The 12,178-nt window shown below is 26.2% G+C and carries 13 protein-coding genes; 1 reads left to right on the forward strand and 12 read right to left on the reverse strand.

Going from position 1 to position 12,178, the window contains the following annotated elements; genetic code table 11:
- Positions 1–224 precede the first annotated feature (224 nt).
- Positions 225–848 (forward strand): sporulation membrane protein YtaF, encoded by a 624-nt coding sequence (gene ytaF / locus RGC78_RS10875; RefSeq protein ID WP_309556641.1) that lies wholly within the window; start codon positions 225–227, stop codon positions 846–848.
- A 67-nt stretch (positions 849–915) separates the two neighbouring features.
- On the opposite strand, the gene RGC78_RS10880 is transcribed toward ytaF, so the two are convergent.
- The 12 genes from RGC78_RS10880 to RGC78_RS10935 all read right to left on the reverse strand — a co-directional run bounded on the left by RGC78_RS10880 (position 916) and on the right by RGC78_RS10935 (position 12,084).
- A complete protein-coding gene (locus RGC78_RS10880; protein ID WP_252213853.1) occupies positions 916–2,421 on the reverse strand; it encodes a cobyric acid synthase in 1,506 nt (501 codons plus the stop codon).
- Between the two features lie 111 nt (positions 2,422–2,532).
- Positions 2,533–3,609, reverse strand: a complete 1,077-nt coding sequence (gene cobD, locus RGC78_RS10885) for a threonine-phosphate decarboxylase CobD (RefSeq protein WP_252213855.1) — start codon at positions 3,607–3,609, stop codon at positions 2,533–2,535.
- Positions 3,602–4,552: an adenosylcobinamide-phosphate synthase CbiB gene (cbiB, locus tag RGC78_RS10890; protein WP_252213857.1), complete on the reverse strand. Its 951-nt coding sequence runs from the start codon at positions 4,550–4,552 to the stop codon at positions 3,602–3,604. Before cbiB ends, cobD begins: the two co-directional genes overlap by 8 nt.
- Positions 4,553–4,587: 35 nt before the next feature.
- The gene (locus RGC78_RS10895; RefSeq protein ID WP_252213859.1) at positions 4,588–5,196 is read right to left on the reverse strand and encodes a histidine phosphatase family protein; all 609 of its coding nucleotides are present in this window, start codon (positions 5,194–5,196) and stop codon (positions 4,588–4,590) included.
- The gene (locus RGC78_RS10900) at positions 5,189–5,569 is read right to left on the reverse strand and encodes a bifunctional adenosylcobinamide kinase/adenosylcobinamide-phosphate guanylyltransferase (protein WP_252213861.1); all 381 of its coding nucleotides are present in this window, start codon (positions 5,567–5,569) and stop codon (positions 5,189–5,191) included. The genes RGC78_RS10895 and RGC78_RS10900 overlap by 8 nt, the downstream gene beginning before the upstream one ends.
- 257 nt (positions 5,570–5,826) lie before the next feature.
- Positions 5,827–6,585 carry an adenosylcobinamide-GDP ribazoletransferase gene (locus tag RGC78_RS10905; RefSeq protein ID WP_252213863.1) on the reverse strand — a complete coding sequence of 253 codons (759 nt, stop codon included), beginning with the start codon at positions 6,583–6,585 and terminating at the stop codon, positions 5,827–5,829.
- Positions 6,586–6,593: 8 nt separating this feature from the next.
- Positions 6,594–7,148: a bifunctional adenosylcobinamide kinase/adenosylcobinamide-phosphate guanylyltransferase gene (locus RGC78_RS10910; RefSeq protein WP_252213865.1), complete on the reverse strand. Its 555-nt coding sequence runs from the start codon at positions 7,146–7,148 to the stop codon at positions 6,594–6,596.
- A 1-nt stretch (position 7,149) separates the two neighbouring features.
- Positions 7,150–7,680: a cob(I)yrinic acid a,c-diamide adenosyltransferase gene (locus RGC78_RS10915; RefSeq protein ID WP_309556642.1), complete on the reverse strand. Its 531-nt coding sequence runs from the start codon at positions 7,678–7,680 to the stop codon at positions 7,150–7,152.
- Positions 7,681–7,971: 291 nt separating this feature from the next.
- Complete coding sequence (locus RGC78_RS10920; protein ID WP_252213869.1) at positions 7,972–9,543, reverse strand: ABC transporter permease/substrate-binding protein; 1,572 nt, start codon at positions 9,541–9,543, stop codon at positions 7,972–7,974.
- Between the two features lie 2 nt (positions 9,544–9,545).
- Positions 9,546–10,673: an ABC transporter ATP-binding protein gene (locus RGC78_RS10925; RefSeq protein WP_252213871.1), complete on the reverse strand. Its 1,128-nt coding sequence runs from the start codon at positions 10,671–10,673 to the stop codon at positions 9,546–9,548.
- A gap of 105 nt (positions 10,674–10,778) precedes the next feature.
- Positions 10,779–11,405 (reverse strand): GntR family transcriptional regulator, encoded by a 627-nt coding sequence (locus tag RGC78_RS10930; RefSeq protein ID WP_252213873.1) that lies wholly within the window; start codon positions 11,403–11,405, stop codon positions 10,779–10,781.
- Positions 11,406–11,583: 178 nt separating this feature from the next.
- On the reverse strand, positions 11,584–12,084 hold the full coding sequence (locus tag RGC78_RS10935; protein WP_252213875.1) for a hypothetical protein: 501 nt from the start codon (positions 12,082–12,084) through the stop codon (positions 11,584–11,586).
- Positions 12,085–12,178 lie beyond the last annotated feature (94 nt).

Consider the following 12,178-nt stretch of genomic DNA (forward strand, 5'->3'; position numbering starts at 1 on the left):
TGGGACTATACTCATTTTAGCATTCCTAAGTTCAATTATTCCGCTCACTTTGCTTATGCATATATCAACACTCTGCTAAAACAGAGCCTAAATAAAAAATACTAATCTTAGATAAATTTAATCATGTAATATTTATTACATTTCACTCACATTTTGTAACTAATATCGTATTTCTTCATAATATAAAATATATATAAGTATGTATTAGTTATCGAGGTATTACTATGCTTGAATCAATTTTATTAATATCATCTATCTGTATAGATTCTTTTGTTGCAAGCATTGCTTATGGTACATCTAAAATTAAAATCCCGCCAATATCTGCTTTAATAATAAATTTGGTATCTACATGTACACTAGGTATTTCCTTATTACTTGGAGCTATCGTAAAAAAATTTTTACCAGGTAATCTGCCTATGTTGATAGGATTTGTTCTTTTAATGGGACTGGGTATATATCGTTTATTTGAATGCATATTTAAATCTTATATATCTAAGTGCTCTCAAATAGATACCCCTTTAACATTTAAATTATTTGATTTTAAATTTGTACTTGAGGTTTATGCTGATGAGACAAAAGCTGACTTTGATAAATCAAAAACTTTAAGTCCAAAAGAATCATTTTATCTAGCTCTTGCACTTTCATTAGATAGCTTAGCAGTTGGATTTGGTTCTAGTTTGACAAGTATAAATTATATTCAGGTCATAATTCTTAGTTTCATAATTGGCTTTTTAGCTGTATCAATTGGTGTTATAATTGGTAAAAAATTAGCTGACAATATAAACGTTGAACTCTCCTGGCTATCTGGTGTGCTTCTTATAATACTAGCTATTATAAAATTTCTATAAATCCTATCTATGAAAGAGCTATATCAAAATAATTCATAAAATTATTTTAATACAGCTCTTTTATATTTTAAATACCCATTATTTCTTTTATTTTGTTTACATCTATATTTTCTGAAAACACTTTTGCTAATTTTTCATATTGCTCATTTTTATAATCAGATATCTTATTTAATTCATCATCTTCTGATAAATTAAAATTGTTATTCTTCTTTAATGCATTAATAAATGCATTAGTAAATTCCTCCGAATCAAAAATTCCATGCAAGTAAGTTCCTGCAACAGATCCCTCTTTATCACAAACTCCAATGACTTTTCCTTTAGAATCCTTTATAAATGGTTTTACATTTTTTCCAACTTTACTTATCCCATTGTGTATTTCATATCCTACTAATGATTTATTTTCTATTTCATTAATATCTTTTAAATTTGATACTACTTGAGCCTCAACTTGCTTAGTTACTTTTCTTTCATTAAATCTAGTCTTTATATCAAGTAAACCTAATCCTTCTTCTTGAAAAGTATTTCCTTCTACACCCTGTTGATCAAGAAGTAACTTTCCTAGCATTTGATATCCGCCACAAATTCCCAATACTAATGTGCCATTATCATGCAATTTAATTATCTCATCTGCAAGTTTACTTTCCTTTAAGATTCTCAAATCTTCAATTGTATTTTTAGTTCCTGGTATAATAATCACATCTGGATCTTTTAAATACTTTGTACTTTCTACATACCTTATATTAACTCCATTTATTCTGTTAAGTACATTAAAATCTGTAAAATTAGACATATGAGAAAGTCTTATTATAGCTATATCTATATTTTTTCCTTCAGTAGATTCTTTATTACTTATCTTTTCTGTAACACTATCTTCATCCTCAATATCAAAGTATTCATATGGCATTACTCCAAGAACAGGTATTTTTATTATGTCTTCCAATTGTTTTACACCAGGTTCAAAGTATTCTTTCTTTCCTCTAAATTTGTTTATTATAACACCTTTAACTCTTTGTCTTTCATTTTCTGTTAGCAACTGAAGTGTACCAACTATTGTGGCAAACACTCCACCCCTGTCAATATCAGCAACTAATATAACTGGTGCATCAACACTTTCAGCCATATTCATATTAGCTATATCACTATCTTTTAAATTTATTTCAGCACAGCCTCCAGATCCTTCTAATACTATTAATTCATACTCATTATCTAGTTCATCATATGATTCTTTTACAATACCTTTTAACTTCTTGTTTAGTTCTTTATATTTATAAGGTTCTATATTATCATAAACTTTTCCATTTACTATAACTTGAGTATGTCCTCCACTTGGTTTTAATAATATAGGGTTCATTAAAGCACTAGGTTCTATTTTAGATGCTTCAGCTTGTACGACTTGAGCTCTTCCCATTTCCGCACCATCTTTGGTTACATAGGAATTCAACGAGATATTCATTGCTTTAAAAGGAGCCACTTTAAACTCTTCATTTTTTAGCACTCTACATAGTGCTGCTACTAAAGTACTCTTTCCTACTGAAGATGCTGTACCTAAAAACATTATATTTTTTTTATTCATACTACCCTCCAAAAACATCTTTTGCAGTTTTTAACATAATACTTTAACTGCTTATTTTATTATTAAATATCCATAGTTATCTAAAATCTACTTTTCTATTATTTAAAAATTCTATTCATTATTACCAAGTATATTTTTTATACAAGAAATTAATTTAGTATTATCTTCTCTACTTTTAACTGCTACTCTATAATAATATTCATTTAAACAATCGTAGTTACTACAACTTCTTATTAAAATATTGTGTTTTAGTAGTTCTGATTTTAAATTAATATCTAAATTGCTTTTAAAAAATATAAAATTCACACTAGGCTCATATACCTTTAAGCTTTTAAACGTCTTTAGACTATTATATAGGAAAGCTTTCTCTTTTTCCATATATTGTATTGTTTTTCTCATATAATTTTTATCTTGTAAAGAAACTCTCGTTGCTACATCTGCCAGTGTATTTATATTCCAAGCTGGAGTTATCTTATAAACTTCACTTGTAAAATCCTTATTTGAACATAAACCATATCCTATTCTCAATCCCGGTATAGCAAAAAATTTAGTAAGCGACTTTAGTATAATTAAATTATCAAAAGCCTCTATAGTATTAACCATTGAAAAATCTCCTATTGTAAAATCCATAAAAGATTCATCAATTAAAACTTTACTATTGTTCTCTTTAGACTTTATTAAAATTTTCATTAATAATTCTCTATTCGTTAATACTCCTGTTGGATTATTAGGATTACATATAAAAACCAAGTCAATTTCTTCTGTAATTTTATCTAAAATATCCTCACATATTTTAAAAGAATTATTTTCACTCATTTTATATAATTCAACTTTTGAATTTACACATTCTACAGCTTCTTTATATTCTGAAAAGGTTGGCACAGGTATTAATACTTTTTTAGGATTTAATGCTTTAACTATATTAAATAGCACTTCAGCAGCACCATTACCTAACATTAAATACGATTTATCAATTTGTTCATATTCAGATATTGATTTTTTTAATTCCATGTAACTTATATCAGGATATTTTTTAATATCATCCATTGAATCTATTATAGCTCTCTTTACTTCATTTGACATACCTAAAGGATTAATATTAGATGAAAAATCTATTATATTATTATAATCAATTCCCTTTTGTCTTGCTATTTCTTTTATATTTCCACCATGTCCTATATTAGCCATAGATATGTCCTCCAATAAAAATTAATATGATTGATAATATGTATGATAAAATAGTACTACAATAAAGTACTTTTGACGTTTTATCTACATCCAAAATCTCTATTTCCTTAATACTATCTCCTATAGTTTGTTTTTTTACTAATTTTCCAAAATAATAGTTTGCTCCCCCAAGTTGAATTCCTAATATGCCTGCCATTGCAGCTTCTGGATGAGCGCTATTAGGACTTGAATGATTATATCTATCTCTTTTATATATTTTAAAACTACGTTTATAATCATATCCTAAAATCATAGCTGATAATACTATTAAAATTCCTGTAATTCTTGCTGGAATATAATTAAATACATCATCTAATTTTGCAGAAAAGTATCCAAACTCCATATATTTATCATTTTTATATCCAAACATAGAATCTAAAGTATTTACTGATTTATATGCCATAGCTAATGGTGCGCCTCCAAGTCCTGCATAAAAAATTGGTGCTATAATCCCATCTGACATATTTTCTGCAATTGTCTCTATCACGGCTCTTATAATATCTTGTTTATCTAAATTTTCAGTGTCTCTTCCTACTATAAAGGCTAATTGCTTTCTAGCAGCATTAATATCATCTTTCCTTACTAATGAAATAACCCTATATCCTTCTGTCACTAATCCTTTAGCAGAAATACAGAAATATATTACTACTCCACCTAAAAGTATACCTAAATACTTATTAAAATCACTTACAATCTTTAATATAAAAAAGTTAAATAAAAATGTAGTACTTATAATTATTAACCAAGTAATAAGGCCACCTATCTTTAAATAATTCTTAAATAACTTTCTAGATATTTTTTCTAATTTACTAGCAAAATTTCCAATTATTCTAACGGGATGTATCGGATTTTCTGGATCTCCAATTATTAGATCCAAAATAAATCCAATAGTTAATTCTATCATTCTATAAACCACCCTTAATCTTTTGAATTTTAAAATTACATCTTAAAAATTTCTTTAACACTTGTTATTTCTACATCATTTTCTAGTGATATTATAAGTTTATATCCATCTCCACCTTGTGGTTGCCACTCTATAAAGCTTTTTTTATTGTCATATAATTCTTCTAATAACATTCCTATAGTGCCTCCATGCAAAACAGCTAATGCACTTTTAATATTTTCATTACTCAATTCACATATTAAATTAAAAAAGCCTTTTAATATTCTTTCTTTAAATTCTTTTTTACTCTCCCCATTAGGACATTTAACTTCTCCAACCTCATCCATAATCCATTCTTGATATTTAGGATTTTCTTTTAAATCTTCATAAGATTTTAACTCAAATTCACCAAAATTATATTCACACAATTCTGGTACTAAATAATATTCTTCATTTGGATATAAAATTTCAAAAGTTTCATTAGCTCTCTTTAAACCACTAGTAAAATATTTTTCACATAAAGGATATATATAGTTTTTCTTCTTATCTATAAGATCTATAATACCTTCATCACATAATGAGACATCTGTTTTGCCATAATATAATTTTTCTTTATTACAATATGTCTTTCCGTGTCTAATTAGGTACAATTCAATTTTACTCATCTTTTAATACTTCCTCCAGTCCAAAAAATATTCTACATACCTTATTTGAATTTTGTGATAAAAATTGTAGTACTTTTCCACATTCTTCTCTCCATAATCTATCTTCTCTATTTAAAGGTACGATTCCAGAGCCTATTTCATCGCATACAATTATCTTATCCTGAAGAATATCTAAATTTTCTTTTATTATCTCTAAAGTATCAATTTTTTTTAAAACACAATCTTTTATAAACATATGTAATCCCATTATAACTTTGTATGAAAAATCTAAATTCGAATTATTGCAATAAAATAAATCTTTATTTTCTAAGTTATATTTCTTTTTAACAAATTCATTTTTTCCATTATATGCTCCACCATAAATTAAAATCATATCTCCTATTTCCTTTCATTGATACCTTATATAAGTATTCACATAATGTTAGAACAAAGTGGCTGTGCCAACCTTTTTTTAGTTAAGAGTGGATAATTGAAAGTTGAAAGTTTTTGTTGAAAGTCCTAAAGACTTTCTGAAAAAGTATTATATTTGAAAAATTCCATCAAAGAATTTTTTTCCTCAACTCTCCACTCTTCACTCTCAATTCTCAACTCTTATTTACTTTAACTTAGATTTTATCAGCTTTTCATTCTTTAAAAAAATATACATGCTGAAAACAGTCCTACTAATTCTCCAACAACAAGAGAAAATCCTGCTACATCACCAGATATTCCACCAAATTCATTAATGCATTTTTTCACACATAAGCTTATAGCCACTGCAACAATTAGTAAAATTGCTATTCCAGTATATCCAAGTATAATTCCAAACAATATACATACCAAGACTAACTCTAATATTAAAATAACCTTGTCTTTAATGTTTGTCCCTTTTGTAAAATAGCTTCCTAATGTACTTTCTTTAATTGTAATTATAGTAATAAAAAAATATGCTACTATATTTCTACTTATTATAGGTAAAAATATCAATATATATGGATTTTTATTATATTCTAAAAATGAATAAACTGCACCAAATTGTATAAAAAATAAAATAATAACAGATATAACTGAAAATGCTCCTGTTGTAGAATCTTTTAATATTCTTAATTTTTCTTCTTTATCTCTTCTTGATAAAATAGCATCACATACATCCATAAATCCATCTAAATGTAACATTCCAGTAATTATGAATGGTATTATCATTATTAATGCACTTTTTAAAACTATAGATATATTTAAATAATTTATTAATTTATATCCTAGAAACCATACGCATCCTACAATAAGGCCTATAATTGGATAACACTTCATCATGTTTTTAGCTCCATCTTCATCCCATTCTACATATGGCATTGGAATTATAGTAAACATACTTAAAGACATCATAAACCCTTTAAATAAATTTTTCATCTCTTTATTTATCCCTTCTTAGCTAATTCACTTAATAAATTATTTCCTTTATGTACTTTTACATTACTAAAGCTACATTCAATAACTGTATCACATATCTTAGCTAGTTCTTTATTTATTTTACCAAGTTCTCTCTTATAATTTTCACTTATCTCATCATATTCTATAGAATCATTAAATATGTAGTCTGATATAATTACAACATTTTTAACAGTATCTATTATTTCTTTAATATTACTTATTATTTTTAATGAAGGACATTTTATTATATCATTTTTTATAAACATTTCATTAGTTAAAAGTGAAGTTATACTATCAATTAAGATTGTATCTTTTTCATTTATATATTTTATTGTTTCATTTAAATCTCTAAATTGTTCTAAAGTAACAAAACCTAATCCAAATCTGCTAATAATATGTTTTTCTATTCTTTTTTTATCTTCATCATCATAAGGACTCATAGTAGCTATATATATAACCTTATCTTTATTTAAAGATAAAGCTATTTTTTCACCTGTGTTAGATTTGCCACTTTTAGATCCCCCTATTATTAAACAATTCATATTACTTTTCTATTCCTATTCTTGATTTAATACCTTTTTTATAAGGATGTTTTATTGCTTGAATTTCAGAAACATAATCTGCAAGTTCTATTAATTTTTCATTAGGATTTCTTCCTGTTAATACTACTTCAAGACCTTTAGGTTTACTCTTTAAAAAATCTATAACACTATTTAAAGGTATCAATTCTAAATTAGTGGCTGCAATAATTTCATCTAATATAAGAATATCAAAATTTTCTTCTCTAGCTTTTAAAGTTAGATTTTTAAATCTCTTTTCATGTTCTAATTTTGTGTGTTTTTGTTCTTCCTCTGTCATAAATTTAAAAAACTTTTTAACAGGTTCTCCCTTTACTATTTGAAAATTTTGTCCAATTTTATCTATAGAAATTAATTCACCTGTATTATTATCTTTTAAAAACTGAGTAAGAAGTACTTTTTTATCTCTTCCTGCACCTCTCATACCGAGCCCCATAGCTGCTGTAGTTTTTCCTTTTCCATCTCCACAATAAATATGTATCAGTCCTAAATCCATTCTCTTCATTCCTCACTTTTTGTTATAAGTTTTAAGTACTTTATAATTTTAAGTTTTCTATATAATGAAAAGTTCTTATATCTAAAATAGTCTTTTAATAGAATTACCTAACTTTTAACTATACTCACTTAGCATTTATATATTAGATATCTTATCATTATATTATATAAATTATATGTATTAAATTCAAAATAATTATAACATAAGCCAATGATATATTAATTAATATCATTGGCTTATTTATCTTTTCCTTAATCATATTATTTTATTATATATGTCTTTATAAAAATTTTATAGCAAATTATTTTCTTTTAAAAACTCTATTGCAACATCTTTTGGATCTTTTCTTAACTCATCTACTTGATAATTTAAATCTATCATTACTTCATTAGTTAATAAAGGTGCTATCTCTTCAACTATAGGAGTTATTTCTGGATATTTTTCTAATGTTTCTCCTTTAACTAGTGGTATAGCATAGTATGGTGGAAAGAACTTTTTATCATCTTTTAAGACAGCTAAATCAAATTTCTTTAATAATCCATCAGTTAAAAATGCATCTATAACATCACTTTCATTATTCATTAATGCTGTATATTTGGGACTTCCATCAATTCCAATTTCATCTTTAAAGTTAAAATTATATGTTCTTTTTAATCCAATAATTCCATCTTCTCTATTAAGAAATTCTAGACTTGGAGATATTGTTAACTCATCTCCTACTTTTGCAATATCACTTATTGTTTTTAAATTATATTTTTCAGCAGTATCTTTCTTAACTGCTAAAGTGTAAGTATTATTAAATCCCATTTGGTTTAATACTTCAATATTAAACTTATCTTTAAAATCAGTTTTAACTGTGTCATAAACCTTTTCTACATCAGATATAGGTGTATATTTTAATGTATCTCCATAGCATGTACCACTATAATCCACATACATATCAATATCGCCACTTTTTAACGCAGAAAAACAAATTTGTGTGCCTCCAAGAGCACTTTTACGTTTAACAGAAATATCTGTATTTTTCTCTATAGCTTCAGAAAAAATATTACAAAGTATCTCTTGTTCTGTGTAATCCTTACTTCCAATTGTAATGGTCTTACCATTGCTTTTAGCTGATATATTAGTTACTATAAATATTCCTAATATTATACAAGCTGTAAGTGCAAGAATACTTTTTTGTCTTTTATTCTTTTTTACTTTGGAAATTCCTTGTTTAGAATTTCCCTTTTGAATACTTACAGGTGTAACTAAATTTTCAATTAATCCAAATAAAAAATCAACTGCTAATGCTAATATACACGCTGGAATTGCACCTGCTAAAATTTGATAATTATTAACTGTTCTTATTCCTGAAAATACTAAATATCCTAGTCCCCCTCCACCAATGAAGGCAGCCATTGTCATAAGACCCACTGCTGTAACAGCAGATATTCTAACCCCTGACATAATAACAGGTAAAGCTAACGGTAATTGAACTTTTACTAAAATTTGAAACTTTGTAAGTCCAATTCCTCTAGCTGCCTCTAGTGTCAGTGGATTTATACTTTTAATTCCTGTATTTGTATTCTTTATTATTGGCAAAAGTGAATATAAAACAACCATTACAATGGCTGGTGTTGTTCCTATCCCTAAAAACGGTATTGCAATCCCTAAAAGTGCCATGCTAGGAATTGCCTGAATTATATTAGCTATTGCTATAACAGGCTTGTTCATTTTCTTTATATAACTTATACATATACCTAATGGCATTGCAATTATAATTGCTAATCCTACAGATACTGAAGTAAGTTTTATATGCTCAATCAATAACATAAAAATTTGAGATTTAGCTTCCATTAAATAATTTAAAAATCCCATCATTTTTATTCCACCTCCTCAGTATCTAAAAATTGCTCACTTAGCGTTGTAACTAAGCTACTTTTCGTTATTATACCTTTTAAGCATCCACACTCATCAACAACTGGTAATCTTGATATTTTATTTTCTTTAACAAGTTCCAATATATCTATAATTGTATCCTCTGGAAATGCCTTTATAAAATCAGAATTCATTATATTTTCTACTGGTATACTTCTATCCATATTATTTTGTATTTGTTTAGCTGTAACAATTCCTAAAAGATGATTAAATTTATCAATTACCATTAAGCTATCAACTTTTGAACTCCTCATCTTTTCCATACACTTTAGTAATGATATATTTTTATAACAGGTAATAGGATTATCAATCATTATATCTTTTACCTTTATAAATTCTGGTGAAGACCATATTCTGTTTTTTCCAATAAATTCACTTACAAAATCATTGCATGGATTTTTAAGTATGTTTTCTGGAGTATCATATTGAATTATTCTTCCTCCATTCATTATACAAATTTTATCTGCTATTCTTATAGCTTCATCCATATCATGTGTAACAAAAACAATAGTTTTTCTTAATTTAGATTGTAAATCAATTAATTCATCTTGAAGCTGTAAACGCGTTATAGGATCTAATGCACTAAAAGGTTCATCCATTAATATTATTTCTGGATTTGTTGCAAATGCTCTTGCAACACCAATTCTTTGTTGCTGACCACCACTAAGTTCTGTTGGATAACGATCTAAATATTCCTCAGCATTCAATCCTACCATATCCATTAATTCATAAGTTTTCTTTTCAATATTAGCTTTTTTTACTTTTTCTAGACGCGGGATTATTTCAATATTTTCTCTAATAGTCATATGAGGAAACAATCCTGTTTGTTGAATAACATATCCCATATTTCGTCTTAATTTTATGACATCCTTGAATCCAATATTTTCACCATCAATTAAAATTTTACCTGAAGATGGTTTAATAAGGCTATTTATCATCTTTAAAGTGGTAGTTTTACCACAACCGCTTTCACCAATAATACTTACTAATTCTCCTTTATCTATTTTAAAAGATACATCCTTTAAAACAGTTTGATTTTTAAAAACTTTACTCACATTTTTAAATTCTATCACTGAAAAACCTCCTCTTTTTGCAAAGTAACAACTTTATTGTATCATAAAGTTGTTACTTTTGGCAAAAAAATAAAGACAACAGAATAATTGTCTTTATTAAAATCCTTATGGATACATAAAATTTTGTACTCTTTCATAACAGTCTTCATCACCCACGAAATAAAATATATCTCCTTCTCTAAAAATTGCATATGGCCCTGGAGACATCACTAAAGACTCCCCTCTCTTTATTGCAATTATAGTTGCAAAAGTATTATGCCAAAAATTAATTTCAGATATATTTTTTCCTATATATGGCGTATTTTTATTAATATTTATTTCAAATGGTATGAATGGATTTATAGATTTAAACCTATCTGTTTTATCTATTAAATCTAATAAATGTTCTTTGAGATATTTATTTTCTTGTGTTTGACGTTCTATACTTCCTAATATTTCTTTTTTTAAGTCATTCACTGTTTGAATATCTTCATATTGCTTTACAAATTTAATTGCATTTTGACATGATTTTATTGTAACTCCACTACCCTTAGCTGTATCTACAATTTCCATATCAGATAAAATACAAATAGCTCGTCTAGCCGTTTCTGATGAAACACTATATTGAGCTGCTAATGCTGAACGTGCATATATTTTTTCTCCAACTTTATAATGTCCATTTGCTATTTTTGAAGCAATATCTGCTGCTATTTGTTGATATACAGGGCTTACTATTTTTAAACTTCTTTTCATTTCCATATCCTCTTATTAAGTGTATTTAGCTATTAAATACACTTAATAAGAGATGTTGTATTTAATAACTTTTCAACATGTATTCTACCATAATAAATTTATTTATTCTATTTATAAAAGTATTTTGATTTATATTTTAATAATTTTTTAAAATTACATATCATAATATAACCTTATATTATGGAATAAATGTATAACGACTAATTAAAGCAGCAATAAATATCAATAAACTAGATATAAAACTATCATATGCTCTTGTAATTTCTTTTTTATCTTTGCTTGTAGATGATATTTTTTGAAATTGTTCCCAATTAATACATAAGAAAACTGCCGATGCATAAATATTTAACATGTTTGCATTCTTAGGATTGTCAGTTTTATCAAGAAGATTTTCAGCATAATTAGTACCATTTATTTTATCTATTAGTTTAGCTCTTTGCCAAAAAAGGAAATCCATATTTTGGAGTATAGCTATAATAATAACGAATAGTGCATTTATTGATAGATTAATAATCTTTAATTGTTCTAACAATTCAGGAATGTTAATATCTGAAGTTGTATCCTCAGTTTGATTTGTACTCGAATCATTATTATTTTCGTTATATTCATTTGTATGTTTAAATTTAATGTCAGATTTATTTATATTATTGGAATTTGTTTTCTTATTATTTCTGATCATTATCTCACCCACATTTAAATACTATTAATCCATTAGAATTTAATAATTAATCTATATTTTAAATGAATGATGATATTTTAAAACACAGACATCA

The organism is Clostridium aquiflavi, assembly GCF_031344075.1.
In the GTDB taxonomy this organism is placed as follows: domain Bacteria; phylum Bacillota; class Clostridia; order Clostridiales; family Clostridiaceae; genus Clostridium; species Clostridium aquiflavi.